The organism is Mesorhizobium sp. M0618 (genome assembly GCF_040320765.1).
Lineage (GTDB): Bacteria > Pseudomonadota > Alphaproteobacteria > Rhizobiales > Rhizobiaceae > Mesorhizobium.
Genome location: NZ_JAMYQH010000028.1, coordinates 1 through 26,673 on the forward strand (window position 1 = coordinate 1; position 26,673 = coordinate 26,673).

Sequence of the window (26,673 nt, forward strand, 5' to 3'; positions counted from 1 at the left end):
TTTCACGTTCTTTGTGTCGGGTGTTCTTTTTTTTTTTTATTACTCCTTGTTCTTTTTTTGCGCTAATTTTTTTGGGGCGCGGCCTTCCCCCCCCCCCCCAACCTCTCCGCATCAAGAGCAATAACCCTCGCTCTTGCCCACAGCGAATAGTCGTTATTCGCGTTCGCCGGTAAAATTCAGCAGCAGCTGGAAGATGTTGATGAAGTTCAGATAGAGCGAGAAGGCGCCGAAGACGGCAAGTTTCTGGCGCGATTCCGCGTCGAAATTCTCGGCATACTGTTCTTTGATCGTCTGCGTATCCCAGGCGGTCAGGCCGATGAACACGGCGATGCCGATCACCGAGATGGCGAACTGCAGCGCGGTCGAGCCGAGGAAGATGTTGACGATGCTGGCGATCACAACGCCAATCAGGCCCATGATCAGGAACGACGAGAACTGGGTCAGGTCGCGCTTTGTCGTGTAGCCGTAGAGACTGGTGGCGCCGAACATGGTGGCGGCGATGAAGAAGGTGCGCGCGATGCTGGTTCCGGTGAAGACCAGGAACACGGAGGCGAGCGACAGGCCCATGACCGCGCAGAAGGCCCAGAACATCGCCTGGGCACTCGCCGCCGACATGGTCTGCATTTTGAACGAGAACAACATGACAAAGGCGAGCGGCGCCAGCATCACCACCCATTTCAGCGGGCTGGAGAAGATCGGCACGTAGAGCGCCGGCGTCGATGAGATCATGAAGGCGACGAGGCCGGTGACCACAAGGCCGACGCCCATGTAGTTGTAGACGCGCAGCATATGCTGGCGCAGGCCCTCGTCGAAGATGGCTCCGGTTTGCGCGCCGGCGCCGACGCGATATCCCAGATTGGGGGTGTTCATTTGCGTTCTCCTTTGTGGATCGATCAGTAAAGCGTCTTGGCAAGCGTCTCGGCGGCGCGGTCGAGGTCGTGAACCTCGCTTCGTCCGACCACCGCATAGGCGACATCGCCGATCTGGAAATAGGCCGACGAAATGTCGCCCGAGGGCGCTATCGTCGGCTTGACGACGTCGAAGGTTCCGGGCCGGATCGCAAACAGCGACACCAGCCCCATGTCTTTCGTCTCGACCGCCATCTCGACGCTCGGCCCAAAGCGCGACGGATAGATCTGCACGTCGCGCACCCTCCAATCCGTCGGCAGCGACGGCATGACGATCGCAGTGGCGGCGCGGATTTCGCCGGCGTTGTAATTGGGCGCTTCCGGCTGCGATGGCATGCTCTCGCGCACCAGCGTCGTCCTGTGGGCCTGCACCGCCTCGTCGACATAGGCGGGCGGCTGCGGCGAGGCGACGACCTTGGTCACCGACATCGGCCCGATGATGCCGTTTGCCAGCCAGCCGGCGGCGACGAAGCCGGCGACCGCCGCCGCGCGCTGCAACACGCCGAAGAGCCGGCCGCGGGCAAGCCCCCTCTCCAGCCGCCGCGCGGCATCGGCGGTCGCGGACCGCGCCATGCCTTTGGAGCCGGCCAAACCTGCGGAACCGGCAAGCGCCACGCGCAGTTCATCGCGGGTCCTGAGATCCGACATCACGCGCGCCGCCGCCTCCGGGCGAGCGGACAAGAATGCTTCGACCTCGATGCGGCGGGTGACGTCGACCTGATCGTCGACATAGGCGTCGAGGTCGATATCGGTCACGGGATCGACAGTTGCGGTCATGACGGGCCTCCAACGATCCTGAGATGGTTTTTTGCCTTCGCCGGCTCCTCCATCTCGCGCAGTGCGGCGCGCGCCCTGCCGATGCGTGACATCAGCGTGCCGAGCGGCACGCCGCTGGCATCGGCGGCCTGTTGATAAGAGAGGCCTTCGATGGCGACGAGGTGCAGCGCTGAACGCTGTTCTTCCGGCAGGCTGAAAAAAGCCTCGCGCACCTGCGCTAGGCGCACCGAATGTTCCTGTGGTGCCGGCGTGCTGCCGTCGGCCAGGTATCCAGCCTGTTCGACGCGCGACGCTTCGGACTTGCGGGACCGCATCTTGTCGATGAAGGTGTTGTGGACGATCGACAGCAGCCACGCGCGCAGGTTTCCGCCGGAGCGGAACGTGCTGCGCCGCTCATAGGCGCGCACCAGCGCGTCATGGACAAGATCCTCGGCGTCGGTGCTGTCGCGCGTCAGCGAGCGCGCATAGCGGCGCAGCGAACCGAGCTGTCCTATGATGTCAAAGCGTGGCATCGACGGTTTCATGTCCTGTTTACGGAGCATGTGGGGATTTTAATCCCTGCCCTGCCAATTTTTTCCCTTTGAGGACATCGTTCGAATGCAACGAGTGTTGCCGGCATCGATTCCATCATTGGTGCCGCACAATATGCGATGCCCGGTAGATCGTGCCTACTTCACACGCCTCTTCTCAAGCTTCCGCGCCAGAGTCCGGCGGTGCATGCCCAGCCGTCGTGCCGTCTCGGAAATGTTGAAGTCGGCCTCCACCAGCATCTCGTGGATACGCTCCCATTCGAGGTTCTTTATCGAGGTTGGTCGCTCGGCGAGCGGCACCGAAGCATTGCCCTCGACCTGGCCGAAAGCCGCTTCAATGTCATCTGTATTGGCGGGCTTGGCGAGATACTGGCAGGCGCCGAGCTTGATCGCCTCGACAGCGGTGGCGATGCTGGCAAAGCCGGTCAACACGACGATCCGCATTTCAGGATCGTGTTCGTGCAGCGCCCTGACGCATTCCAGGCCCGAGCCGCTGGAAAGCTTGAGATCGACGACGGCATATTGGAAGGCAACGGTGCCGATCAGCGCATGCACGCCGTCGACGCTCCGGCAGCCATGCGTTTCGTAGTCACGCCGTTCGAAAGACCGGCGCAGTGCGTTGGCAAAGGCGACGTCGTCCTCGACGATCAACAGCGTGCGTTTAGTCGGCATTGTGCCCTCGCGGAGACAGAGCAGCCAGCGGCAGATGCAACGTAACCGAAGCTCCCCCCTCGGTTCTATTTCTTACGGTGACGCTACCCCCCAGCTTGCGGATGACATTGACGACCAGAAACAGGCCGAGCCCGCTACCTGGCCGGTTTTTGGTCGACGTATAGGGCTTGCCGAATTCAGCAAGCATGGCTTCTTCAAATCCCGGTCCCGCGTCGACAACTTCGACGATAAGATCGTCAGCGTGGCGGCTGACGATCAACCCGACCCATAGAGGCGACGCTTCAAGTGCGTTGTCCAGTACATTGAACATCACCTGTTTGAGCGCAGGATCGGAGACGATCTCCTGGTTGGCGCCGAAACGCCTGGTGTATTCGAAACCTTGCGGCAGCCGTGTCGATTTCCATTCGGCCACCAGCTCCGCCAGGAAGGTGTCGACGGAGGTGCGAACCGTGCCTTCGCCGCGCAATTCGCCCGACGACATCAGGATTCCCGAAACGATCTTCTTGCAACGGTCCAACTGGCCCTGCATCTCCCGGATTTCCTGCGCCAGATCCGGATCGGCCTCGAGAGCCGGCATGCGCTGCCAGTCGTTGAGGATGACCGAAAGCGTGGCCAGCGGCGTGCCGAGCTCATGCGCGGCGCCAGAGGCGAGCAGGCCCATCCTGACGATGTGAGCCTCCTCCGCCGACTGCTGGCGCAAATCCGCAAGATGGGCGTCGCGGGTGCGAATGTTGTTCTGGACCCTGGTGATGAACAGCACCAGAAGCGTTGCCGCCAGGACGAAACAGATGAACATGCCTTGGATGTGCAAGCTGAACAGCCCGGCACCGTGTGCGGCGGGCAGGCTGATCTCACGGTAGAAAGTGGTCAGCGCGATGAAGCACGTGCTTGCAATGAGAACAAGGGCCCAGACCGACCATGTCTCCAGCAGCACCGCGCCCAGGATGACCTGGAGCAGGTAAAGCGAAATGAAGGGATTGGACGCGCCGCCGCTCAGGTAAAGCTGGACCGTCAACGCGGTGACGTCGAGCAGCAGCCCAAGAAACAGCTCGGTGTTGGTGATCGCGTCCTGGCTGCTGTGCCGGCGCAGGCTGGCGACATTGAGAGCGATCAGCAGCAGGATCACCACCGCCATCGGCACCAGCGGCAGGCCGATGCCAAGCGCGTAGCAGACGAACAGGATCGTCACGATCTGACCACCGACCGCGATCCAGCGCAGTTGGATCAGAAGCAGGAAATTCTGTTTGTTGGTCTTGTCGTGCAGAGACATTGGGCCGGGAGGTCCCCAGCCCTGGCCAAGCAGGTCACTCAAGCGGGCGTCCGATCCAGGCGCTGGTTGAGCCTCAGCGCCAGCAACGTGCACAGCGCTCCCGACAACAGATAGGCGCCTGACGAGATCAGCCCGAAATGGGCGGACAGGAACAGGGCGACTATGGGGGCGAAGCCGGCGCCGAACAGCCAGGCGAGGTCCGAGGTCAGCGCAGCACCTGTATAGCGGTAGGTCTTTGAAAAGTTCGAGGCGAGTGCTCCTGAAGACTGGCCGAACGACAGGCCGAGCAGGACGAAGCCCAATACCATGAAGACGGACTCTCCGACGAAGCCGCCATCGAGCAGCTGTGGCGCGAAACCGCTGAAAACGGCGATGGCCACCGCCGAGCCTCCTAGCAAGGGCCAGCGCCCAACCCGGTCGGCGACGAAGCCCGAGATCGCGATTGCCGCCAGGCCGAAGAAGGCTCCGATCGTCTCGATGACCAGGAACCGGGCCGGTCCCTCGCGCGTGAACAGGAAAATCCAGGACAGAGGAAACACCGTCACCATGTGGAACAGGGCGAAGCTCGCCAGCGGCGCGAAGGCGCCGAGCACGACAGTGCGCCCTTCGGCGCGCAACGTCTCGCGGACGGAAGTCGGCTCCAGTTCCTGGCCTTCGAACAGTTTGGTGTATTCCGGCGTCACCACGATGCGCAGCCGTGCGAACAGGGCGACGACATTGATAGCGAAGGCGACGAAGAACGGGTAGCGCCAACCCCAGCTGAAGAAGTCTTCGGCCGACAGGTTGCCGACGAAATATGCAAACAGGGCGCTGGCAACGATGAGCCCGAGTGGTGCGCCCAGCTGCGGGATCATCGCATACCAGCCGCGGCGCTTTTCGGGCGCATTCAACGCCAGCAGCGAGGCAAGTCCATCCCATGTCCCGCCCAGCGCCAGTCCCTGACCGATCCGGAACATGGCCAGCAGCCAGGCCGAAGCCGGGCCGATCTGGTCGTAGCCGGGCACGAAGGCGATCGACACGGTCGAGGTCCCCAGCAGGAACAGCGCGATGGTGAGTTTGGCGCTGCGTCCGTAGGCGCGGTCGAGCGCGGTGAAGATCGCCGTCCCGATCGGCCGCGCGATGAAGGCAAGCGCGAAGATGGCGAAGGAGTAGAGCGTGCCGGTCAACGGGTCGGCATAAGGAAATACGAGCTTCGGAAAAACGATGACGGAAGCGATCGCGTAGACGAAGAAGTCGAAGAATTCCGACGTCCTGCCGATGATGACGCCAACGGCGATTTCGCCGGGCTTCACCTCATGATGCCGCGCGTTGATCCGTCTTGCGTCGGCTTCCATCTTCGAAGTTGGGCTCACAGCATTCTCCGTCGCCCCGCCGCGGTGTCATACGATCGCTTGCCATGTGCGCGGGCCAGATGCTTTGATGACGCCTGCCGCGTCATTGCGGCATTGGACAAATTGTCCAATGCCTTCATTGCCGCGGTGCGGCTAGCACTGGGGGGAACAACCGACAGGTCATACATTGAGCCGTCTCCGTACCCTTTTCCTGCTGCCCCTGCTGGCATCGCTCGGCTCCTGCAGCATGGTCGTCATGAACCCTGCCGGCGACGTCGCCGCGCAGCAGCGCGACCTGCTGATGGTGTCCACGGCACTGATGCTGATCGTCATCATACCGGTGATGGCTCTCACCATATTCTTTGCCTGGCGATACCGCCAGTCCAACCGCGAGGCGCGCTACGAGCCGGATTGGGACCACTCGACCCATCTCGAGCTCGTCATTTGGGCTGTGCCGCTTCTGATCATCATCTGCCTGGGCGCGGTGACGTGGATGGGGACGCATCTGCTCGACCCCTATCGGCCGATCGGACGTGTATCGGCCGGCAAGCCGCTGCCGCCGGACGTGCGCCCGCTTGAGGTCGAAGTCGTCGCGCTCGACTGGAAATGGCTGTTCATCTATCCGGAGTACGGCGTCGCCATGGTCAACGAACTGGCTGCGCCGGTCGACCGGCCGATCAGCTTTCGCATCACCTCCGCATCGGTGATGAACTCCTTCTACATTCCAGCACTGGCCGGCCAGATCTATGCGATGCCGGGTATGGAAACCAGGCTGCACGCCGTCATAAACAAGTCCGGCGACTATGAAGGGTTCTCCGCCAACTACAGCGGCGCCGGCTTCTCGGGAATGCGCTTCGCGTTCCACGGCCTAGACGATGCCGGTTTCCAGGCATGGATCGCGAAGGCAAAGGACGGCGGCGGCAAACTCGACCGAAACGGCTATCTGGAGCTCGAACAGCCCAGCGAGAACCAACCCGTGCGCCATTATGCGGCGGTGGATGCCCATCTCTACAAGGCGATCCTCAACATGTGCGTCGAGCCCGGCAAGATGTGCATGAGCGAGATGTCGCAGATCGATGCCAAGGGCGGTCTGGGAATGGCCGGCATCCGCAACACCCTGCCGCTGCTGTATGACAAGTTCGCCCGGCGCGGCACGATATTCGGCCCTGCCCCATCCTATGTCGCCAGCATATGCACGACCGAAGAAGCACTGGCCGCTTCGAAGGCTGATCAATCCGCCACGCCGATGACCTCGACGCCGATAGTCGGCGCTGGTCTGCAACGGCCACCGCCCCTGTCGATCCGACTGCCGTCACCTTCCGCAACCGGCACGCTTCGGTCGCCCTTCAACTCCTGAGGCGCCACGCAAGACATGTTCGACAATCCTGCTCTTCTCAAGGCGATCTTCGGCCGGCTCACGCTCGAGTCGCTGCCGCTGCACGAACCCATCGTGGTCGCGACCTTCGTAGTCGTCGCGCTGGGCGGCATCGCCCTCGTCGGCGCGCTGACCTATTTCAAGCTCTGGGGCTATCTGTGGCGCGAATGGTTCACCAGCGTCGACCACAAGCGCATCGGTGTGATGTACATGGTGCTCGGCATCGTCATGCTGCTGCGCGGCTTCAGCGACGCCATCATGATGCGGCTCCAGCAGGCGATGGCCTTCGGCGGTTCGGAAGGCTACCTCAATTCGCATCACTACGACCAGATCTTCACCGCGCACGGCGTGATCATGATCTTCTTCGTGGCGATGCCGCTGGTGACGGGCCTGATGAATTTCGTCGTCCCGCTGCAGATCGGCGCGCGCGACGTGTCGTTTCCGTTCCTCAACAATTTCAGCTTCTGGATGACGGTCGGCGGCGCGGTCATCGTCATGATGTCGCTGTTCGTCGGCGAATTTGCCCGCACCGGCTGGCTTGCCTATCCGCCGCTGTCGGGTATCGGCTACAGTCCCGATGTCGGTGTCGATTATTATATCTGGGCCCTGCAGGTGGCGGGCGTCGGCACGCTGCTGTCGGGCGTGAACCTGGTCTGCACCATCGTCAAGATGCGCGCGCCAGGCATGACCATGATGAGAATGCCGATCTTCACCTGGACCGCGCTCTGCACCAATGTGCTCATCGTCGCCGCCTTCCCGGTGCTGACGGCGGTGCTGGCCCTGCTGGCTCTCGACCGTTATGTCGGCACCAACTTCTTCACGAACGACTTCGGCGGCAATCCGATGATGTACGTGAACCTGATCTGGATCTGGGGCCACCCCGAGGTCTACATCCTGATCCTGCCGGCCTTCGGCATATTTTCCGAAGTGACCTCGGCCTTCTGCGGCAAGCGGCTCTTCGGCTACACATCGATGGTCTATGCAACCATCGTCATCACCATCCTGTCCTACCTGGTCTGGCTGCATCACTTCTTCACCATGGGATCGGGAGCGAGCGTCAACTCGTTCTTCGGCATCACAACGATGATCATTTCGATCCCGACAGGCGCCAAGATATTCAACTGGCTGTTCACCATGTACCGCGGCCGCATCCGCTTCGAACTGCCGATGATGTGGACGGTCGCCTTCATGCTGACCTTCGTGGTCGGCGGCATGACCGGCGTGCTGCTCGCGGTTCCGCCAGCCGACTTCGTGCTCCACAACAGCCTGTTCCTGGTCGCGCATTTCCACAACGTCATCATCGGCGGCGTGCTGTTCGGCCTGTTTGCCGGCATCAGCTACTGGTTCCCCAAGGCATTCGGATTCCGGCTTGATCCGTTCTGGGGAAAGATGTCGTTCTGGTTCTGGGTGGTCGGCTTCTGGTTCGCCTTCATGCCGCTCTACATCCTCGGCTTGATGGGCGTAACGCGCCGGCTGCGCACCTTTGAGGATCCCTCGCTGCAGATCTGGTTCATCATCGCCGCCTTCGGCGCCTTCCTGATCCTGCTTGGCATCCTGTCCTTCCTCATCCAGATCTTCGTCAGCGTGCGCCGGCGCGAGCAGCTTCGCGACGATACCGGCGATCCGTGGGACGGGCGTACGCTCGAATGGGCGACGTCCTCGCCGCCGCCGGCCTACAATTTCGCCTTCACGCCGGTCGTCCACGATCTCGACGCCTGGACGGACATGAAGAATCGCGGCTACCAGCGTCCGTTGACGGGCTTCCGCGACATCCACATGCCGCGCAACACCGGAGCCGGCGTCGTCCTGGCCGGGTTGAGCGTGGTGCTTGCCATGGCGCTCATCTGGTACATTTGGTGGCTGGCGATCGTCAGCTTCGTCGCCCTGATCGGCTACGCCATCGCGCATACTTTCAACTACGACCGGGACTTCCACATTCCGTCCAGTGACGTCACCCGCGTCGAGGACGAGCGGACACGCCTGCTCGCAGCCACCAGCCAGGCGGGATAAGCACCATGGCACACGCCGACACGGTGATCGACGACACGGTCTTCCACCTGGAAGACGACCACGGCCATGCCGAGAGCGGCAGCAGCACCATGCTCGGCTTCTGGATCTATCTGATGAGCGACTGCCTCATCTTCGCGATGCTGTTCGCGGTCTACGGCGTGCTCGGTGGCAATTACGCGGCCGGACCCGCGCCGAAGGACCTGTTCGATCTTCCGCTGGTCGCGCTGAACACCACCATGCTGCTTCTGTCCTCCATCACTTACGGCTTCGCGATGCTGGAGATGGCGAAGGGACGGGTGAAACCCATGCAGGTGTGGCTGGTGATCACTGGCCTGTTCGGCCTCGCCTTTCTCAGCATCGAACTCTACGAATTCGCCCATTTCATCCACGAGGGGGCGACGCCGCAGCGCAGCGGCTTCCTGTCGTCGTTCTTCACGCTGGTCGGAACGCACGGCCTGCACGTCACCTTCGGCCTGATCTGGCTGGTGGTGCTGATGGTGCAGGTCTCCAGGCATGGGCTGATCGTCGCGAACCAGCGGCGCCTGATGTGCCTGAGCATGTTCTGGCACTTCCTCGACGTCATCTGGATCGGCGTCTTCACCTTCGTTTATCTGATGGGAATGTTGCGATGAGCGCCGGCCACCACACAGACACCAGCGACCAGAGCCACGCGCATCCCGGCGTCGATCACGGCTCGCTGCGCGGCTATCTGACAGGCTTCGGCCTGTCGGTCGTGCTGACCGCCATTCCCTTCTGGCTGGTCATGACCAACGCGCTCGGCAATCAGATGGCGTCGGCGATTGCCATCATGGCCTTCGCCGTCGTGCAAATCATCGTCCACATGGTGTTCTTTCTGCATATGAACACCAGGTCGGAGAACGGCTGGACCATGATGGCCCTGATCTTCACCCTCATCCTGGTGGTGATCGCGCTGACGGGCTCACTCTGGGTCATGTACCATCTGAACGTCAACATGATGCCCGGCCATGACATGAGTCAGATACCCTGAGAGAGGGACCTGGCTTTGGACGAACAGGCACGGACGACACCGCATTCGAATACAGGCGACGGCCAAAGGGTTACGCGTTCACCATGGACGCTGTTGGTGCTTTGCCTTTGCGGGGCCATCGGCATCACCGGCCTTTCGGCGCTTGGTGTCTGGCAGCTGGAGCGCCGCGTCTGGAAACTCGACCTGATCGAGCGTGTCGACCAGCGTCTCAAGGCAGTACCTGTGGCCGCCCCGGCGCCTTCGGCCTGGCCAGCGATCAACGCCAGGGATGACGAGTATCGCCGCCTCGTCGTTCCAGGCCGGTTTCTCGGTGATCGCGAGACCCTGGTCCAGGCGGTCACCGATCTCGGCGGTGGCTTCTGGGTAATGGCGCCGTTCCGAGCGGATGATGGCTTCACGATTCTAGTGAACAGGGGCTTCGTGCCGACGGACAAGCGCGATCCGGCAACCCGCCTCGCAGGCAAGCCCTCGGGCGATCACACCGGAATTCACGGCCTGCTGCGCATCAGCGAACCGAAAGGCGGCTTCCTGCGTACCAACGATCCGGCCGCCAACCGCTGGTATTCGCGCGATGTGCAGGCGATCGCCACGACGCAAGGCCTCGGGCAGGTCGCTCCTTATTTCATCGATGCCGATGCCACGCCCAATCCGGGAGGGTGGCCGGTCGGCGGCTTGACGGTGGTTTCGTTCCACAACAACCATCTGGCCTATGCCCTGACATGGTTCGGGCTGGCCTTGATGGTGCTGAGCGCGGTCGCCTATCTGTTGCGGCAGGCTGTGAAAGACAGGCACGGTGGGGGCTGACCACTGGCCGTGGCAAAGCCGAAATTTGCGCACAGAAGCGCTCATGCCGACGCGGACGATGGCGTGGTGGCGCTGTTAATGCCGGCTGGTCATTTTCCCACGCGCATCAATGGGTTCCGCATCAAACCCCGTCCACATCACAGGAGCGTGCAGAGCAGGCTTCCCGGCACCCCCGTCTAGGGCTGGATCACCCAGCTAAAACCGCTGGCGAAACGTGACCGATTTGCGTATCACTCCGCCGCCATTGGAGCCGTATCGATGTTTGAAGCCCTGCAGCCCGCCCCCGCCGACAAGATCCTGGCCCTGATCGGCCTTTATCGCGCCGATCCGCGCCCCGACAAGGTCGACCTCGGCGTCGGCGTCTACAAGGATCGCGACGGCAAGACGCCGGTCATGCGCGCCGTGCGCGAAGCCGAAAAGCGGCTATTGGAGGGTCAGGACACCAAGACCTATCTCGGCCTTGCCGGCGATACCGGCTTCAACACAGTGATGGCCAAGCTCGCCTTCGGTCCAGGCGCCGACATGACGCGCATCCGCGCCGCACAGGCGCCCGGCGGTTCCGGCGCGCTGCGGCTCGTGGCGGAACTGCTGAAGCGGACGCGCTCGGATGCAACCATCTGGCTATCGGATCCGACCTGGCCGAACCACATGCCGGTGATGCGCGCCGCCGGCCTGCAGATCCGTGAATATCCCTATTTCGATGCGGCCTCGGGCGCCGTTCGTTTCGACGACATGCTGGCCGCGTTGCGGACGGCAAAGAGCGGCGACGTCGTGTTGCTGCATGGCTGCTGCCACAACCCGACCGGCGCCAATCTGGATGCGGCACAGTGGGCAGCCGTTACCGATCTGGTCGTCGAGCGCGAGCTGCTGCCGTTTGTCGACATCGCCTATCAGGGCTTTGGCGATGGCCTTGAGGCCGATGCCCTCGGCTTGCGCCTGCTGGCCGCGAAGGTTCCGGAAATGGTCGTCGCCTCAAGCTGCTCGAAGAATTTCGCCGTCTACCGCGACCGCGTCGGCGCGGCGATGATCCTGGCCAGGGACGGCGTACAGGCGGACGTGGCGATGAGCCAGATGCTGTCGGCGGCGCGCGCCATGTATTCGATGCCGCCGGACCATGGTGCGGCCGCGGTGCGCATCGTGCTCGAAGACACCGCCTTGCGCGCCGACTGGGAAGCCGAGCTCGAAGAGATGCGGCTGCGCATGCTCAGGCTTCGGGTCCAGTTCGCCGAGGCGCTGCGCCGGCAGTCCAATTCCGACCGTTTCGATTTCGTCGCCAGCCATCGCGGCATGTTTTCTCGCCTTGGCCTCACCGAAGCGCAGGTCGAGCGGTTGCGCGCCGAGCACGGCATCTACATGGTCGGCGACAGCCGCATCAACGTCGCCGGCCTACCCGAGGACGGCATGGACGAACTCGCCAAGGCGATCGTTTCGGTTCTTGATTGACGCGGCTCATCTGTGGACAAGGCTCCCGCGCCGGCTGACAGCGTTGGCCGCGCGGCCGGTCGCGGGATAGCATTCGATAGACTGTTTTGACGCAATTCCGGACAGAAAACCGTTTCACACTTTTCCTGGAATAGCTCTAGATGACGCCATCGAAAGACATTTCGCGCCTGATCGAGATCATGGCGGCGCTGCGGGCGCCGAAGACTGGCTGCCCCTGGGACATCGAACAGGATTTCTCGACCATTGCGCCCTATACGATCGAGGAAGCCTATGAGGTGGCGGACGCCATCGCGCGCGGCGACCTCGACGATCTGCGCGACGAGCTCGGCGATCTTCTGCTGCAGGTCGTCTACCACGCGCAAATGGCCGAGGAAGCCGGTGAATTCGCCTTCTCTGACGTGGTGCAAGCCATCACGACGAAGATGATCCGCCGCCATCCGCATGTCTTCGGTGACGAGAAAGCCCGCAGCGCCGGCATGGCCAAGGGCATGTGGGAAAAGATCAAGGCCGAAGAGAAGGCTGAGAAGCGAAGCGCTCGCCTCGCCCGCGGTCTCGATCCCGAAGACAACGGCAAGGGGTTTTTGGACAGCGTGCCGGTCGCCCTGCCCGCGCTGACCCGGGCACTGAAACTTCAGGAGAAAGCCGCCCGCGTCGGCTTCGACTGGAGCGAGGCAGCGCCCATCCTCGACAAGATCGAGGAAGAGATCGGCGAGTTGCGCGAGGCACTGGCCAAAGGCGACACCGCCTCGATCAAAGACGAGTTCGGCGACATGCTGTTTGCCGTCGTCAATCTCGGCCGTCATCTCAAGCTCGATTCCGAAGCAGCGCTGAGCGGCACCAACGAAAAATTCCGCTCGCGTTTCCATTATGTCGAACAGGCACTGGGAAAAGCCGGCAACACGCTGGACAAGGCTGATCTGGCCGAGATGGAAGCGCTCTGGCAGGAAGCAAAGACCGCGAAGTAAGTTACATTAGCCGTTGTTTTTACGACGCAATCTGCTTTCGATCTCTTCGCGGGCGCTTTGCGTGGCCTTGAGCGAGATGGTGGCGCTGCCGTCATCATTGTCGCTTCGCGAAACGACATCGCCATTGCGGTAAAGCCAGTCGACAAGGCCGAACTGTGCCGGCTCGATCGTCACCGTCAGGTCTTCGAGCTCGCCCGCCATCCGCGTTTCGATGATTGCCTTCAGCGCATCGATGCCCTCGCCGGTGACAGCCGACACCGCAATCGGCGGCGCCTTGCTGGCATTGGCGCCGTCTGCAAGCAGCCGGGTCCGGTTGCCCTCGTCGAGCCGGTCGATCTTGTTCCACACTTCGATCACGCGCTTGGCGTCGCCGGCGTCGACACCGAGGTCGGCCAGGATGCGTTCGACATCTTCCGCTTGTGCCGCAGTGTCCGGATCGGAAATGTCGCGCAGATGAAGCACGAGATCGGCCTCGACCACCTCTTCCAGGGTTGCGCGGAAAGCCGCGATCAGATGCGTCGGCAGATCCGAGATGAAACCCACAGTGTCAGATAGGATGATCGGCGTGCCGTGCGGCAGGCGTACGCGCCGAAGCGTCGGGTCGAGCGTGGCGAACAGCATGTCCTGCGCCAGCACGTCTGCTCCGGTCAGCCGGTTGAACAGCGTCGACTTGCCGGCGTTGGTGTAGCCGACGATCGCCACCACCGGGAACGGCACCTTCCTGCGCTTGGCGCGGTGCAGGTCGCGCGTGCGCCGCACCGTTTCCAGCTCCTGCTTCAGCTTGATGATCTTTTCCTGCAACTGCCGCCGGTCGGATTCGATCTGCGTTTCGCCGGGGCCCCCGAGGAAGCCGGCGCCACCGCGCTGGCGCTCCAGATGGGTCCAGCTGCGCACGAGGCGGCCCTTCTGGTAGTTGAGATGGGCGAGCTCGACCTGCAGCGTGCCTTCCTTGGTGCGCGCGCGCTCGCCGAAGATCTCGAGGATCAGCCCGGTGCGGTCCAGCACCTTGGCGTTCAGCTCCTTCTCCAGATTGCGTTGCTGCACCGGGGTCAGCGGATGGTCGACGACGACCACCTCCGCGTGTCCCTCTTTGACGATTTCGGCGAATTCGGCGACCTTGCCGCTGCCGAGCAACGTCGCCGGGCGCGGATCGTTGATGGTAACCACCGCAGTGTGGACCAGGTCGAGGTTGATGGCGCGGGCAAGGCCAACTGCCTCGTCATGACGAGCATCAGCCGAACGCATCAACCGAGGACGGTTGGTCTCGTCGTCGTTGCGCTGGTGGCGGGTAAGGACGGGCACAATGACAACGGCCCGGGTCGGGCCCTTGGCTTCCGTCCCGGGATGATGTGTTGGTTTTCCGCGAACGGTGGCGTCCGCGTCTTTCTCACGTGCCAATCAGGCGCCCTGGCTTTCCTCGCCATCGAACATCTGAACCGGCTGGCTCGGCATGATCGTGGAAATGGCGTGCTTGTAGACGAGCTGGGAGTGACCGTCGCGGCGCAGCAGGACACAGAAATTGTCGAACGAAGTGACCACGCCGGTCAGCTTCACGCCGTTGATGAGGAAGATGGTGAGCGGGTTCTTGCTCTTGCGAACTGAATTCAGGAACAGGTCCTGAAGGTTTTGCGATCGTTCCGCCATTGTTCTTGTCTTTCGCCGATCCCCTTCGGTTTGCAAGCCAATGCGCCAAATTAACGGGCGCATGTCAAGCTCGCAAACACCGTCTTGTCGTCAGTAACGACAAGCAGAACGAGATATATTGATGTTCATTCCACCTGTGCGGTTATCAGGCTGGACTTTTTTCCGCAATGTCAAAAAAGGCCTGCCGCAACGAAAGTGTTATTGAGCCGGGGTGCCCATTGGCGACCGTATCGCCGTCGATGGCCACCACCGGCATGGCGATTGTCGTTGCGGAGCTGATGAACGCCTCGCGTGCCGCCTTGGCCTCGGCGACGGAAAAGCCGCGCTCCTCGATCTTCAGGCCAAGCTTGGCCGCCACTTCGAACATGGTCGTGCGGGTGATGCCGCGCAAGATGCCGTGCTCGGCCGGCCTGGTGACCAGGACGCCGTCCCGGGTGATGATCCAGGCATTGGACGAGCCGCCTTCTTTTACGTTGCCTTCATCGTCGACGAACCAGGCTTCCTGCGCACCGGCTTCCTTGGCCTTCTGCTTGGCCAATACATTGGGCAGCAGCCCGACGGTCTTGATGTCGACGCGGTCCCAGCGGTTCTCCGGCACGGTGATGACCGCGATGCCGGTCTCGGCTCGCTTCGCTCCAGCCGCTGGGTCGGCCTTCCTGGCGGTGACTACCAGGGCCGGCTTCGTGTCGGCGGAAGGGAAGGCGAAGTCGCGGCTGGCCACGCCGCGCGTCACCTGCACGTAGACCAGGCCATTGGCGACCTGGTTGCGATTGACCACCTCGCGCAGAATGAGTGGCAGCACGCGGGAGGTGACCGGCCAGGCGATCGACAATTCGGTCAGCGAGCGGTTCAGCCGGGACAGATGGCGCGGCATGTCGACGATGAAACCACGCGCCACCTCGCAGACCTCATAGACACCGTCGGCGAACTGATAGCCACGGTCCTCGATATGGACGGCGGCATCGGCGTGCGTGACATAGCGCCCGTTGACATAGGCAATGCGCGGCATGGGCAACCTCTAGATATTCTCGGGGCTTTCTTATGCGATTCCACCGCCGCCGTAACCGGCAAATGCTCGGCCCGGGCGCGGCGGCTGGATATGTCGCGCTCAGACGCCCAGCGACTTCAGCTTGCGATGCAGAGCGGAGCGCTCCATGCCGATGAACTCGGCGGTCTTCGAGATGTTGCCGCCGAACCGGTTGATCTGGGCGATCAGGTAATCCTTCTCGAACTGCTCACGCGCTTCGCGCAACGGCAGCGCCATGATGTGCTGGTCGGATTGATTCGGCGTGCGCGGCATGACATCGCCGATCTCGGCCGGCAACAGGTCGGCGGTGATCGGCGCATCGACGTCGTCGCCGCGCGCAAGGATCATCAGGCGCTCGACATTGTTGCGCAGCTGGCGAACGTTGCCCGGCCAGTTGTGCGCCTGCAGCACGGCCAGCGCGTCGTCGCCGATGCGGCGCGGCTTGATGCCGGCCTGGCGGGCGATCTGCTTCATGAAATTATCGACGAGGTAGGGAATATCCTCGCGCCGCTCGGCCAATCCCGGCACGATGACCGGAACCACCGCGAGGCGATGGTAAAGATCCTCGCGAAAACGCCCGTCGGCAATCATCGCTTCGAGGTTCTGCGAGGTCGAGGAGATGATGCGGACATCGACCTTGACCCGCTTGGTTCCCCCTACCCGCTCGAACTGCTGCTCGACCAGCACGCGCAGGATCTTGTTCTGCGTCTCGCGCGGCATGTCGGCCACCTCGTCGATGTAGAGGATACCGCGATGGGCCTCCTCCAGCGCCCCGACCTTGCGCTCGACGCCATTCGATTCGGTGCCGAACAGCTCGATCTCCATGCGCTCGGGCGTGATGTTGGCGGCGCTCAGCGTCACGAAAGGTGCGCTCTTGCGCGCCGACAGCGTGTGGATGGCGCGCGCGGCAAGTTCCTTGCCCGAGCCAGACGGTCCGATGATCATCACGCGGCTGTTGGTCGGCGCGACGCGTTCGATGGTCTGGCGCAACTGGCTCATCGCCGACGACATGCCGATCAGATCGAAGGTTTCGCCGCTGCGCAGCTTGAGGTCGGAAACCTCGCGCCGCAATTTCGAGGTCTCCAGCGCACGCTCGGCAATAAGGATCAGCCTGTCGGCCTTGAACGGTTTTTCGATGAAGTCATAGGCGCCGCGGCGGATGGCGGAGACCGCCGTTTCGATGTTGCCGTGGCCGGAAATCATCACCACCGGCAAGGTCGGATGCATGGTCTTGATCTCGTCGAGCAGCGCCAGCCCGTCCAGGCGCGAGCCCTGCAGCCAGATATCGAGGAAAATCAGCCGCGGCGCGCGATCAGCTATAGCAGCGAGCGCGCTGTCGGCATCGAATGCCGTGCGGGTTTCGTGACCTTCGTCGCTCAGTATGCCCGCGACGAGTTCACGGATGTCTTCCTCGTCATCGACGATGAGAATATCAGACGCCATTACCGACCTTTTCAGTTTCTCTTTCGTTTTCCGCCCTGCTTTCGCCGCGCGGAGCCGTTGCGGCCGCAGGCGGCAGGATGATGCTGATCATCGCACCGCGCCCATCGTGGAAGTCCGCTGGAGCATCGTGTAGTTCCAGCCTGCCGCCATGGTCCTCCACGATCTTCTTGACGATAGCGAGGCCAAGTCCGGTGCCCTTCTCGCGTGTGGTCATGTAGGGCTCGAGCAGCCGTTGGCGATTCTCGCGCGGCAGGCCTTTGCCATTGTCGATGACGTCGATTCGAATCGCACCATTCTGGCGCCCGGCTTGAATCCGGATTATGCCGTGCGAACCGTCCTTCTGTTCCAATCCGTCGATGGCCTCGGCGGCGTTCTTGATCACATTGCCGAAAGCCTGCGCCATCAAGCGGCTGTCGAAAGTGCCCTTTAGCGGCTCCGTGCCGAAAATCCGCTCGAAAGTGATGTCGGCGCGGCTGACCTCGACCAGGAACGAGGCCTCACGCAGCGATTCGCGCAGATCTATCGCCTTCATCTCGGGCTTTGGCATGCGCGCGAACGCCGAGAATTCGTCCACCATACGGCCGATATCCTCAACCTGACGGATGATGGTGTCGGTGCATTGGTCGAAAACCTCGCGGTCCTCGGTAATCACCTTGCCGTAACGGCGCTTGATACGTTCGGCCGAGAGCTGGATCGGCGTCAGCGGGTTCTTGATCTCGTGGGCGATACGCCGCGCCACGTCCGCCCAGGCCGACGAGCGCTGCGCCTGAACCAGGTCGGTGATGTCGTCGACCGTCACCACATAGGATTTTTCCTCCGAGCCGTCGTCGCCGGCCTCGATCGTGATCTGCACGTTGAAGGTCCGCTCGGCACCGGCGCGGTAAAAGGTCACCTGCTCACGATAGACGGGTTTGCCGGACTTGCGGCCGATCTCGAAGACGCGGCCGACATGCGGCAGCACGGCGGAAAGATTCTGCCCAAGGGCTGCGCTGGCCGAAATCGCCAGCATCGCCTCGGCCGAGCGGTTGACGATGGTGACGATGCCGTAGGGATCGACGCCGATGACGCCGGCGGTAACGCCGGCAAGCACGGCTTCCGAGAAGCGGCGCCTCTCATCGATCAGGTCCTTGGCGGACAGGATCTCATTGCGCTGCGATTTCAGTTCGAGAAGCATCTTGTTGAACGTATCGCCGAGCGACGCGACATCGCCGTCCGAAGGCCTGACGGGAACCGCGACGTCGAGATTGCCGGTCGCGACCTCGTCGGCGGCGCCGATGAGCTGGCGAATGGGCCGCACCAGACGGTCGGCGACCGCAATGCCGGTCCAGATCGCGGACAGGATAATGATGAGCGTCAACGACAGATAGGGCAGCGCGAAGGCCACCTGAGAGGTACGGCGGTTATCTTCCAGCCCCCGATATTCGTCGGTGTTGGACCTGACGATCTGCCTTGCCTTGATCACTTCGGGGTCGACGAGCCGAATGGTGTAGAGGTAGAGTCCTTCGATCTCCCGCAGCTTGACGATGGCACCCATGATGTTGCGCGTTTTCGGTTCGATCAGCACCGGCTTGCCGTCGGTAGCGCTGGCCACCGCGCCTTCCGGCGGCTCGGGCATGGCGAAATCCGTATCGGTCTTGGCGCTCATGACGAAAGAGCCGTCCGGCTTGATCAGCGCCGCATGGGCCAGCGAACGGCCCACGGCTTCCTTGTTCATCAGGTCGAGAAAGCCGGTACGATCAAGGCCGTAGAGCGTGCGCGACGCATCGAGATCATAGGCCATGGACAGCGTCGTGCCCTGGAGGTTGCGGGCATTTTCCTGGACATAGGCGTCGGCGATCGACAGCGATGAATTGACGATCGTCTTGGTGCGGATCTCGAACCAGCGGTCGAGGCCGATGTCGAGCGTGATCGAGGCGATGATGGCCACCATGATGGCTGGAATGGCGGCAACCAGGGCGAACATGGCGACAATGCGCACATGCAGCCGCGAAGCGGCCTTGCCATGCCGGCGCGCCATCAGGATGCGGTGCACCTCACGCCCGACCAGCGCGATAAGAAACAGGACGAAAGCCGTGTTGAGGGCAATCAACGCCAGCGTAGTCGACTCGTTCGGTGTGATCGGCGTGGCGCCAACGAGGATGGCGAACGAGATCGCCGCCGTCATCAGCGCGCCGACGACCGCGATCACGCCTGGCAGCGCAAGCAGCCGGCGCCCGTCACGAGCGCCGGGTTCGCTGAAAAGCGGTTGGTTTGTTGTCGGTGCCTGCGGAGCCATGTCGCCGTCTAGAGCCATGATTGCGTCGGATGTATGCAACGCATTGTGGCGATTATGCAACAAGTGTGACCGAGACGGAAATCTTTCGCGAGCCGATCCCCTGAAAAGAGCGCGGGCTCAGATCAAGGCTCAGCCCTGCCGCGATGATTTGTAGACGTTGACGCCGAGCTCGCGAATCTTCTTGCGCAGCGTGTTGCGGTTCAAGCCCAGCAGTTCCGCAGCCTTGATCTGGTTGCCACGCGTTGCCGTCATCGAGGCCAGGACAAGCGGAAACTCGACCTCGGACAGGATGCGCTGATAGAGCCCGGCAGGAGGCAAGTCGCCGGCAAACGACGCGAAATAGCGCTGCAGGAAATGCTCGACCGCCTGGCCAATCGACAAATCGTCGGGAATGAGGTTACCGCCTCCCGGCACTACGGGGCGCTCGCCGGTCTTCAGCTCGGCCTCGATGATCTCGGCGGAAATTTCGTCCTGCGAATAGAGCGCGGCAAGCCTGCGAACCAGGTTTTCCAGTTCGCGAACATTGCCTGGCCACGGATAGCGCTTCATCAACTCGATGCCGCCGGAAGAAATGCGCTTGGTCTGTAGGCCTTCCATTTCGCCGAGCTTGAAGAAGTGGCGGACGAGGTCCGGCACGTCCTCGGAGCGCTCGCGCAGCGCTGGCAGCCGGAGCGGCACGACATTGAGGCGATAGAAAAGATCCTCGCGGAAAAGCCCCTGGTTGATCAGCGTGCGCAGATCCTTGTTGGTGGCGGCGACGATGCGCACGTCGGTCTTGATCGGCGTGCGTCCGCCAACCGTCGTGTATTCGCCCTGTTGGAGCACGCGCAGCAGCCGCGTCTGCGCCTCCATCGGCATGTCGCCGATTTCGTCGAGGAACAGCGTGCCGCCTTCAGCCTGCTCGAAGCGCCCGGTCGAGCGATTCTGTGCGCCGGTGAAGGCACCCTTCTCGTGACCGAACAGTTCCGATTCGATCAGGTCGCGCGGGATCGCCGCCATATTGATGGCGACGAAGGGGCCGCCGCGGCGGCGGCCATATTCATGCAGCGCGCGCGCCACCAGCTCCTTGCCGGTACCGGATTCGCCCGAGATCATCACCGTCAGGTCGGTCTGCATCATGCGCGCCAGCATGCGGTAGATGTCCTGCATGGCGGCCGAGCGGCCGACCAGCGGCATTGCATCGGGCTGCTCTTCCGGCCGCGCGTCGATCTTCGGCCGACGCGGCTCGGAAAGCGCGCGGTTGACGATGTTGAGCAGTTCGGTCAGGTCGAACGGCTTAGGCAGATATTCATAGGCGCCGGTTTCGGAGGCGCGGATCGCCGTCATGAAGGTGTTCTGAGCGCTCATGACGATGACCGGCAGCTCCGGCCTCGCCTTCTTGATGCGCGGCAGCATGTCGAAGGCGTTCTCGTCCGGCATGACCACATCGGTGATGACAAGGTCGCCCTCGCCCGCCGCCACCCAGCGCCACAAAGTCGAAGCATTGGAGGTGACGCGCACCTCGTGGCCGGCGCGCGAAAGCGCCTGGTTGAGGACGGTACGGATCGCCGCGTCGTCGTCGGCGACGAGAATATTGCCGCGAACGGTCATTTGCGGTCTCCTTCACCGTCATCATCGGCGCCGTTTGGCGCTTCTTTCCAGGCCGGCATCAGGATGCGGAATGTGGTGCCGCGCGGCGTCGATTCGCATTCGATGATGCCGCCATGCTCGCCGACGATCTTGGCGACCAGCGCAAGACCCAACCCGGAGCCGTTCGGCTTGGTGGTGATGAACGGGTCGAACAGGATCGGCAAGATGTCTTCCGAAACGCCGGAGCCGTTGTCGCGCACGCAGAATTCCAGCGGCAGCGACACGCGGTCCTGCGTGCCCGGAACGGAAACACGGATGCCTGGCCGGAAGGCGGTCGACAGCACGATCTCGCCCTGCGGGTCGCTGCCGATCGCCTCGGCGGCGTTCTTGACCAAGTTGAGGAACACCTGGATCAACTGGTCGCGGTTGGCAAACACCGGAGGCAACGAAGGATCGTAATCCTCCAATATCTTGATTCTCTTGGCAAAACCGTTCTTGGCAATCGCCTTCACATGGTCGAGAACGACATGGATGTTGACGGGGTAGCGGTCGATCGGCCGCTCGTCGGAAAATACCTCCATGCGATCGACCAGCGACACGATGCGGTCGGTCTCGTCGGTGATCAGCCGCGTCAGCGCGCGGTCTTCGTCGGAAGCCGACAGTTCGAGCAACTGGGCAGCGCCGCGGATGCCTGAGAGCGGGTTCTTGATCTCATGGGCAAGCATCGCCGCCAGACCGGTGACCGAACGTGCCGCGCCCCGATGCGTCATCTGCCGGTCAATCTTGTCGGCCATCGACCGTTCCTGGAACATAACCACCACCGAGCCCGGAAATTCCGGTACCGGCGCGACATAGAGATCGACGACCTTCTCGATGCCGAGCCGCGGCGACGACACGTCGACGCGGTACTCGTTGACCGGAGCCCGGCGCTCGCGCACCTGGTCGACCAGTGTCAGCAGCGGGCTGCCGAAGGGAATGAGTTTTGACAGCGTGTTGCGGGCGAGCATGGTCGCGCTCGAGCGAAAAAAGTCTTCCGCATCGGCGTTGGCGAACGTGATGAACCCCTCCTCGCTGATCATGATCACCGGGCGGCGGATGGTGTTGAGCACGATTTGGGCGGCATCCGCCATTTCGGCGCCCTGGCCGGCGGCGGCGTTCATGCGGCGCTCCGCAGGTTCAAGGGTTGCGGATCGCGCGAAAACACATCGCGCAGCAAGGCAATAACGCGCGCGGGCTCGAATGCGGTCAGTATAGCCTTTCGGCTGTCGTCGGCGACGCCGCCGGCATGCCGATCAAGATACCAGCCAAGATGCTTGCGCGCCTGGCGCAGGCCGCTTTCGGCGCCGTAGAGCGCCAGCATGTCCTCATAGTGGGCCACGATGTAGTCGGCGACCGCGGTCGAGTCCCGTGGCATGTTTGGCGTCGCCTCGCCGGTCGCCGCGGCCGCAATGCCGCCTGCGATCCAGGGCGCGCCATAATGGGCACGGCCGATCATCACGGCGTCGGCACCCGATTGATCGAGAATGTCGGCCGCTTCCGCCGGCGAAGAGACGTCACCATTGGCGACGACCGGGATGGACACGGCTTCCTTGACGCGGGCGATGGCGCGCCAGTCGGCCTTGCCCTGGTAGAACTGGCAGCGCGTGCGGCCGTGCACGGTCACCATGCTGACACCGGCCTGCTCGGCGCGGCGCGCGAGCATCGGCGCGTTGAGCGCGCCTTCGTCCCAGCCAAGCCGCATCTTGACCGTCACTGGCACCTCGACCGCGCCGACAACGGCGTCGATCAGCGACAGTGCGTGGTCGAGATCCAGCATCAATGCCGAACCCGCATAACCGCCGGTAACCTTCTTGGCCGGGCAGCCCATGTTGATGTCGATAATGTCGGCCCCCTCACCGGCTGCGATTCTGGCACCTTCGGCCATGTGCATCGCCTCACGGCCTGCAAGCTGAACCATATGGACGGGCAGGCCGGAGTGGCGTATGCGCAGGTTGAAACCGGCCCTGCCCTTGGCGAGCTCTCCGCTGGCAACCATTTCGGACACGACCAGGCCTGCTCCATGCGCGTGGGCACGCTGCCGGAACGGCTCGTCCGTAATCCCCGACATTGGTGCGAGGAACACGCGATTGCGGAGTCTCACACCGCCGACATCAAGCGGCCCTGCCAATTTGGTCAAGTCAGGCAATTTGGTCAAGTTAACCATGCACAAAAACCAAGCATCTTCATTCGTTGCACATTCTCTAGCCAGAACCGGCGCAATGTGCAACGCGGAATGACGCCACATTTAGGCGCAATTGGGAAAAATGCTGGCCTTCGGCTTTGGCCGCGACCAAAGCGCCGCGCGTCCCTCAGGACGCGCAAAGGACGCTTTGGAATTTCATACTTAGCGCACGATCTTTCCGAAAACCGATTACACTTTTCGGGATCGTGCGCTAGGACCAAACGGGCATGACTGACGCAAGTGAAAATCACGTTTCGGATGCGGATGGCAAGGTCGCGGTGGTGATCGTTGCGGCCGGCCGTGGTGCGCGCGCCGGACAGGCCAACGGACCGAAGCAATATCAACACATTGGCGGCTTTGCCGTCATTGCACACACGCTGGACATTTTTCTGGCCCACCCGCGGACCAGCGAGATCGTCGTCGCCATTCATGCCGATGACCACGAGCTGTTCCGGCAGGCGGCGGGCGCCAATGTAGAGCGCGTCACCGCCATCATGGGCGGGGCGACGAGGCAGGAATCCGTCCGGCTCGGCCTGCTTGCCCTTAGAGGCCACGCGCCGGCGCAGGTTCTGATCCACGACGCCGTCCGCCCGTTTGTCGATGCGGACCTGATAGATCGCACCATCGCCGCCATCGGCGAGCGCGAGGGCGCGTTGCCCGCTTTGCCCGTCGCCGACACGCTGAAGCGCGAATCGGCCTCCGGCGTGGTTGGCGAAACCGTATCGCGCAGCGGGCTTCACGCGGCGCAAACGCCACAAGGCTTTCCGTTCTGGCCCATTCTTGCCGCGCACGAGAAAGCCCATCATCTGGGAAAAATGGATTTTACCGACGATGCCGCGATCGCCGAATGGGCGCATATTCCGGTCAAGATCGTTCCGGGCTCGCCGGACAATGTCAAACTCACCTGGGCACGGGATATTGCGATGGCGGACCAGCGGCTTTCCGGCGAACGCGTGCGCTTTCCCGACATCCGTACCGGCAATGGCTACGACGTCCACGCCTTCGAACCGGGAGACCATGTCACGCTGTGTGGCGTCGCCATAGCGCACGACAAGAAACTGTCCGGCCATTCCGACGCCGATGTCGGCCTGCACGCCTTGACCGATGCGCTGCTGGCGACTTGCGGCGCTGGCGACATCGGCACGCATTTCCCGCCGTCCGACCCGCAGTGGAAAGGCGCTGCGTCGCGCATATTCGTCGAGCATGCGGCAAGGCTGGTGCGCGCGCGCGGCGGCCGCATCGCCAATGCCGACATCACGCTGATCTGCGAAGCGCCGCGCGTCGGGCCGCATCGCGAGGCCATGACCGCAGCCCTTTCTCAGATGCTGGCGATTACGCCGGATCGCATCTCGATCAAGGCCACAACCAATGAGAAGCTCGGCTTTGTCGGGCGCGAGGAAGGCATAGCGGCGATTGCCACCGCCAGCGTGGTGTTTCCCGGCGAGGTGCCGGAATGAGCAACAACGAGCTGGCAAATGCGCTGCTGCAAGCCTGCCAGAAGCGCGGCATCATGCTGGCAACGGCGGAAAGCTGCACCGGCGGCATGATCATCGCCGCGCTCACCGACATCGCCGGTTCCTCGGCCGTGGTCGATCGCGGCTTCATCACCTATTCCAACGAGGCCAAGATGGACATGCTCGGTGTCTCCGCCGCCACGCTTGAGGCGCACGGCGCGGTTTCGCGCGAGACGGCGATCGAGATGGCAACAGGCGCGCTTGTCCGTTCGCGCGCCGGGCTGACCCTGGCGGTCACCGGCATTGCCGGGCCTGGCGGCGGTTCGGCGGGAAAACCGGTCGGCCTGGTCTGGTTCGGGGTTGCGCTGGACGGCCGACCGATTGTCGCCGAGCACCAGCTCTTTGCAGACAAAGGCCGCGATTTCATTCGTCGCGAAACGGTCCGGCAAGCGCTGGAACTGGGCCTGCAAGCACTCGGCTAACCTTGGGCCCGAGGTGCTGCACCGTAGATGACGTCGGCGCGCTTCTCAAAGGCTTCGGCGAACATGCGGAAGGCGCGATCGAACATGGTCCCCATGACCGCGCCCAGAATACGACTCTTGAACTCATAGTCGATGAAGAAGCGGACGGCGCAACCGGCGCCGTCGGGTTCGAAACGCCAGACATTGCTCAAATATTTGAACGGCCCGTCGATGTACTTCACGTCGATGGTGTTCTCGGCGGGCTTCAGCAGCACCTGCGTCGTGAAGGTTTCACGGATCGCCTTGTAACCAATGCTCATGTCGGCAAGCAGAACCGTGCGCCCGTCACGCTCCTTGCGCGAGCGAACCGTCAGCGCTTCGCAAAGCGGCAGGAATTGCGGATAGGATTCAACATCGGCGACCAAAGCGAACATCTGCTCGGGTGTATGGGATACGCGTCGGATGGCTTCGAATTTTGGCATGAAACCAGCGGATTAAGCTGATTTCTTGAGAATCGCTTCCCGTGCCGCACGCAGCTTGGCGAAATCGTCGCCGGCGTGATGCGACGAACGCGTCAGCGGGCTAGACGCCACCAGCAGGAAACCCTTGGTCCGGCCGATCGTCTCAAAGGATTTGAACTCCTCCGGCGTGACGAAGCGGATCACCGGATGGTGCTTCTTCGACGGTTGCAGGTACTGGCCGATGGTCATGAAATCGACATTGGCGGACCGCAGATCGTCCATCAGCTGCAGGATTTCATTCCGTTCCTCGCCCAGCCCCACCATGATGCCGGACTTGGTGAAGATTGACGGATCAAGCTCCTTGACCCGCTGCAACAGCCGGATCGAATGGAAATAGCGGGCGCCCGGACGAACCGTCAGATAGTTCGACGGTACGGTTTCGAGATTGTGGTTGAAGACGTCGGGCTTGGCGGCCACGACGATCTCCAGCGCGCCGTCCTTGCGCAGGAAGTCGGGCGTCAGGATTTCGATCGTCGTCGAAGGCGTCGCGGCCCGGATGGCGCGGATGACCTCGGCGAAATGCTGCGCACCGCCATCGGAGAGATCGTCGCGGTCGACCGAGGTGATGACCACATGGGTAAGGCCCATCTGCTTGACCGCATGCGCGACGCGGGCCGGTTCATCCGGGTCAAGCGCTGTTGGAATGCCCGTGGCGACGTTGCAGAAGGCGCAGGCGCGGGTGCAGATCTCGCCCATGATCATGAAGGTGGCGTGCTTCTTTTCCCAGCATTCGCCGATGTTGGGGCAGCCGGCCTCTTCGCAGACCGTCACCAGCTTGTGCGATTTGACGATTTCGCGCGTTTCGGCATAGCCCTTCGACACCGGCGCCTTGACGCGGATCCAGTCGGGCTTGCGCAGCACGTCCTGATCAGGCTTGTGCGCCTTTTCCGGATGCCGCAAGCGCGGGGCGTTGGCGATCGTATCGAGGACAGTGACCATCGGGAAACCTGGTTCATTCGCGACG

25 protein-coding genes are annotated in these 26,673 nt (G+C 62.6%); 9 read left to right on the forward strand and 16 right to left on the reverse strand.

What is annotated here, in order from left to right:
• Positions 1–153 precede the first annotated feature (153 nt).
• From NKJ04_RS25365 to NKJ04_RS25390, 6 genes are all read right to left on the reverse strand, one after another.
• Positions 154–870, reverse strand: coding sequence for a Bax inhibitor-1/YccA family protein (locus NKJ04_RS25365; protein WP_023812012.1), 717 nt, complete (start codon positions 868–870; stop codon positions 154–156).
• 23 nt (positions 871–893) lie between these two features.
• The gene (locus NKJ04_RS25370) at positions 894–1,685 is read right to left on the reverse strand and encodes an anti-sigma factor family protein (protein ID WP_128304461.1); all 792 of its coding nucleotides are present in this window, start codon (positions 1,683–1,685) and stop codon (positions 894–896) included.
• Positions 1,682–2,197 (reverse strand): sigma-70 family RNA polymerase sigma factor, encoded by a 516-nt coding sequence (locus NKJ04_RS25375; RefSeq protein WP_236383399.1) that lies wholly within the window; start codon positions 2,195–2,197, stop codon positions 1,682–1,684. The genes NKJ04_RS25370 and NKJ04_RS25375 overlap by 4 nt, the downstream gene beginning before the upstream one ends.
• Positions 2,198–2,353: 156 nt before the next feature.
• Complete coding sequence (locus NKJ04_RS25380; RefSeq protein WP_352677839.1) at positions 2,354–2,887, reverse strand: response regulator transcription factor; 534 nt, start codon at positions 2,885–2,887, stop codon at positions 2,354–2,356.
• Entirely contained in the window at positions 2,877–4,157 is a 1,281-nt protein-coding gene (locus NKJ04_RS25385) for an ATP-binding protein (protein ID WP_502897970.1), read from the reverse strand. Before NKJ04_RS25385 ends, NKJ04_RS25380 begins: the two co-directional genes overlap by 11 nt.
• A 38-nt stretch (positions 4,158–4,195) precedes the next feature.
• On the reverse strand, positions 4,196–5,491 hold the full coding sequence (locus NKJ04_RS25390) for an MFS transporter (protein ID WP_164780145.1): 1,296 nt from the start codon (positions 5,489–5,491) through the stop codon (positions 4,196–4,198).
• A gap of 184 nt (positions 5,492–5,675) precedes the next feature.
• Between NKJ04_RS25390 and cyoA the strand changes: the two genes are divergently transcribed.
• From cyoA to mazG, 7 genes are all read left to right on the forward strand, one after another.
• The gene (gene cyoA / locus NKJ04_RS25395; RefSeq protein ID WP_128304460.1) at positions 5,676–6,845 is read left to right on the forward strand and encodes a ubiquinol oxidase subunit II; all 1,170 of its coding nucleotides are present in this window, start codon (positions 5,676–5,678) and stop codon (positions 6,843–6,845) included.
• Between the two features lie 15 nt (positions 6,846–6,860).
• Positions 6,861–8,873 (forward strand): cytochrome o ubiquinol oxidase subunit I, encoded by a 2,013-nt coding sequence (gene cyoB, locus NKJ04_RS25400; RefSeq protein ID WP_352630633.1) that lies wholly within the window; start codon positions 6,861–6,863, stop codon positions 8,871–8,873.
• A 5-nt stretch (positions 8,874–8,878) separates the two neighbouring features.
• Positions 8,879–9,505: a cytochrome o ubiquinol oxidase subunit III gene (cyoC, locus tag NKJ04_RS25405; RefSeq protein WP_352630631.1), complete on the forward strand. Its 627-nt coding sequence runs from the start codon at positions 8,879–8,881 to the stop codon at positions 9,503–9,505.
• The gene (gene cyoD, locus NKJ04_RS25410; protein ID WP_023812020.1) at positions 9,502–9,882 is read left to right on the forward strand and encodes a cytochrome o ubiquinol oxidase subunit IV; all 381 of its coding nucleotides are present in this window, start codon (positions 9,502–9,504) and stop codon (positions 9,880–9,882) included. Before cyoC ends, cyoD begins: the two co-directional genes overlap by 4 nt.
• Positions 9,883–9,978: 96 nt before the next feature.
• Positions 9,979–10,686, forward strand: coding sequence for an SURF1 family protein (locus NKJ04_RS25415; RefSeq protein ID WP_031213493.1), 708 nt, complete (start codon positions 9,979–9,981; stop codon positions 10,684–10,686).
• A gap of 258 nt (positions 10,687–10,944) precedes the next feature.
• Positions 10,945–12,129 carry an amino acid aminotransferase gene (locus NKJ04_RS25420; RefSeq protein WP_352677843.1) on the forward strand — a complete coding sequence of 395 codons (1,185 nt, stop codon included), beginning with the start codon at positions 10,945–10,947 and terminating at the stop codon, positions 12,127–12,129.
• Positions 12,130–12,269: 140 nt separating this feature from the next.
• The gene (gene mazG / locus NKJ04_RS25425; protein ID WP_023812023.1) at positions 12,270–13,094 is read left to right on the forward strand and encodes a nucleoside triphosphate pyrophosphohydrolase; all 825 of its coding nucleotides are present in this window, start codon (positions 12,270–12,272) and stop codon (positions 13,092–13,094) included.
• Positions 13,095–13,100: 6 nt separating this feature from the next.
• Here mazG and hflX read toward each other — a convergent pair whose 3' ends face one another.
• The 8 genes from hflX to dusB all read right to left on the reverse strand — a co-directional run bounded on the left by hflX (position 13,101) and on the right by dusB (position 23,237).
• Positions 13,101–14,492: a GTPase HflX gene (gene hflX / locus NKJ04_RS25430; protein WP_352611737.1), complete on the reverse strand. Its 1,392-nt coding sequence runs from the start codon at positions 14,490–14,492 to the stop codon at positions 13,101–13,103.
• A complete protein-coding gene (gene hfq / locus NKJ04_RS25435) occupies positions 14,493–14,738 on the reverse strand; it encodes an RNA chaperone Hfq (protein WP_006202172.1) in 246 nt (81 codons plus the stop codon).
• Between the two features lie 145 nt (positions 14,739–14,883).
• Entirely contained in the window at positions 14,884–15,747 is an 864-nt protein-coding gene (locus NKJ04_RS25440; RefSeq protein WP_352611736.1) for a D-amino-acid transaminase, read from the reverse strand.
• Between the two features lie 99 nt (positions 15,748–15,846).
• Positions 15,847–17,208: a nitrogen assimilation response regulator NtrX gene (gene ntrX / locus NKJ04_RS25445; protein WP_023812026.1), complete on the reverse strand. Its 1,362-nt coding sequence runs from the start codon at positions 17,206–17,208 to the stop codon at positions 15,847–15,849.
• The gene (locus NKJ04_RS25450; RefSeq protein WP_023812027.1) at positions 17,198–19,483 is read right to left on the reverse strand and encodes a sensor histidine kinase NtrY-like; all 2,286 of its coding nucleotides are present in this window, start codon (positions 19,481–19,483) and stop codon (positions 17,198–17,200) included. Before NKJ04_RS25450 ends, ntrX begins: the two co-directional genes overlap by 11 nt.
• 129 nt (positions 19,484–19,612) lie before the next feature.
• Positions 19,613–21,073, reverse strand: coding sequence for a nitrogen regulation protein NR(I) (ntrC, locus tag NKJ04_RS25455; RefSeq protein ID WP_023812028.1), 1,461 nt, complete (start codon positions 21,071–21,073; stop codon positions 19,613–19,615).
• A complete protein-coding gene (locus NKJ04_RS25460) occupies positions 21,070–22,212 on the reverse strand; it encodes a two-component system sensor histidine kinase NtrB (protein WP_023812029.1) in 1,143 nt (380 codons plus the stop codon). Before NKJ04_RS25460 ends, ntrC begins: the two co-directional genes overlap by 4 nt.
• Positions 22,209–23,237, reverse strand: a complete 1,029-nt coding sequence (dusB, locus tag NKJ04_RS25465; RefSeq protein WP_352611759.1) for a tRNA dihydrouridine synthase DusB — start codon at positions 23,235–23,237, stop codon at positions 22,209–22,211. Before dusB ends, NKJ04_RS25460 begins: the two co-directional genes overlap by 4 nt.
• Positions 23,238–23,500: 263 nt before the next feature.
• On the opposite strand from dusB, the gene NKJ04_RS25470 reads away from it, so the two are divergent.
• Complete coding sequence (locus tag NKJ04_RS25470) at positions 23,501–24,730, forward strand: bifunctional 2-C-methyl-D-erythritol 4-phosphate cytidylyltransferase/2-C-methyl-D-erythritol 2,4-cyclodiphosphate synthase (protein ID WP_352677847.1); 1,230 nt, start codon at positions 23,501–23,503, stop codon at positions 24,728–24,730.
• Positions 24,727–25,209, forward strand: a complete 483-nt coding sequence (locus NKJ04_RS25475) for a CinA family protein (protein WP_352677849.1) — start codon at positions 24,727–24,729, stop codon at positions 25,207–25,209. The genes NKJ04_RS25470 and NKJ04_RS25475 overlap by 4 nt, the downstream gene beginning before the upstream one ends.
• Here the strand turns inward: NKJ04_RS25475 and NKJ04_RS25480 are convergent.
• Positions 25,206–25,670 carry a type II toxin-antitoxin system RatA family toxin gene (locus NKJ04_RS25480; protein ID WP_352677851.1) on the reverse strand — a complete coding sequence of 155 codons (465 nt, stop codon included), beginning with the start codon at positions 25,668–25,670 and terminating at the stop codon, positions 25,206–25,208. The two genes, NKJ04_RS25475 and NKJ04_RS25480, sit on opposite strands and share 4 nt — an antisense overlap.
• Before the next feature lie 12 nt (positions 25,671–25,682).
• On the reverse strand, positions 25,683–26,648 hold the full coding sequence (gene lipA, locus NKJ04_RS25485; RefSeq protein ID WP_023812035.1) for a lipoyl synthase: 966 nt from the start codon (positions 26,646–26,648) through the stop codon (positions 25,683–25,685).
• Positions 26,649–26,673: the final 25 nt, after the last annotated feature.

Coding starts and splice junctions, on each gene's coding strand:
- NKJ04_RS25365 (WP_023812012.1), bottom strand. CDS start 870: ATGAACACCCCCAATCTGGGATATCGCGTCGGCGCCGGCGCGCAAACC.
- NKJ04_RS25370 (WP_128304461.1), bottom strand. CDS start 1,685: ATGACCGCAACTGTCGATCCCGTGACCGATATCGACCTCGACGCCTAT.
- NKJ04_RS25375 (WP_236383399.1), bottom strand. CDS start 2,197: ATGCCACGCTTTGACATCATAGGACAGCTCGGTTCGCTGCGCCGCTAT.
- NKJ04_RS25380 (WP_352677839.1), bottom strand. CDS start 2,887: ATGCCGACTAAACGCACGCTGTTGATCGTCGAGGACGACGTCGCCTTT.
- NKJ04_RS25385 (WP_502897970.1), bottom strand. CDS start 4,157: ATGTCTCTGCACGACAAGACCAACAAACAGAATTTCCTGCTTCTGATC.
- NKJ04_RS25390 (WP_164780145.1), bottom strand. CDS start 5,491: ATGGAAGCCGACGCAAGACGGATCAACGCGCGGCATCATGAGGTGAAG.
- cyoB (WP_352630633.1), top strand. CDS start 6,861: ATGTTCGACAATCCTGCTCTTCTCAAGGCGATCTTCGGCCGGCTCACG.
- cyoC (WP_352630631.1), top strand. CDS start 8,879: ATGGCACACGCCGACACGGTGATCGACGACACGGTCTTCCACCTGGAA.
- cyoD (WP_023812020.1), top strand. CDS start 9,502: ATGAGCGCCGGCCACCACACAGACACCAGCGACCAGAGCCACGCGCAT.
- NKJ04_RS25420 (WP_352677843.1), top strand. CDS start 10,945: ATGTTTGAAGCCCTGCAGCCCGCCCCCGCCGACAAGATCCTGGCCCTG.
- mazG (WP_023812023.1), top strand. CDS start 12,270: ATGACGCCATCGAAAGACATTTCGCGCCTGATCGAGATCATGGCGGCG.
- hfq (WP_006202172.1), bottom strand. CDS start 14,738: ATGGCGGAACGATCGCAAAACCTTCAGGACCTGTTCCTGAATTCAGTT.
- NKJ04_RS25440 (WP_352611736.1), bottom strand. CDS start 15,747: ATGCCGCGCATTGCCTATGTCAACGGGCGCTATGTCACGCACGCCGAT.
- ntrX (WP_023812026.1), bottom strand. CDS start 17,208: ATGGCGTCTGATATTCTCATCGTCGATGACGAGGAAGACATCCGTGAA.
- NKJ04_RS25450 (WP_023812027.1), bottom strand. CDS start 19,483: ATGGCTCCGCAGGCACCGACAACAAACCAACCGCTTTTCAGCGAACCC.
- ntrC (WP_023812028.1), bottom strand. CDS start 21,073: ATGACCGTTCGCGGCAATATTCTCGTCGCCGACGACGACGCGGCGATC.
- NKJ04_RS25460 (WP_023812029.1), bottom strand. CDS start 22,212: ATGAACGCCGCCGCCGGCCAGGGCGCCGAAATGGCGGATGCCGCCCAA.
- NKJ04_RS25470 (WP_352677847.1), top strand. CDS start 23,501: ATGACTGACGCAAGTGAAAATCACGTTTCGGATGCGGATGGCAAGGTC.
- NKJ04_RS25475 (WP_352677849.1), top strand. CDS start 24,727: ATGAGCAACAACGAGCTGGCAAATGCGCTGCTGCAAGCCTGCCAGAAG.
- NKJ04_RS25480 (WP_352677851.1), bottom strand. CDS start 25,670: ATGCCAAAATTCGAAGCCATCCGACGCGTATCCCATACACCCGAGCAG.
- lipA (WP_023812035.1), bottom strand. CDS start 26,648: ATGGTCACTGTCCTCGATACGATCGCCAACGCCCCGCGCTTGCGGCAT.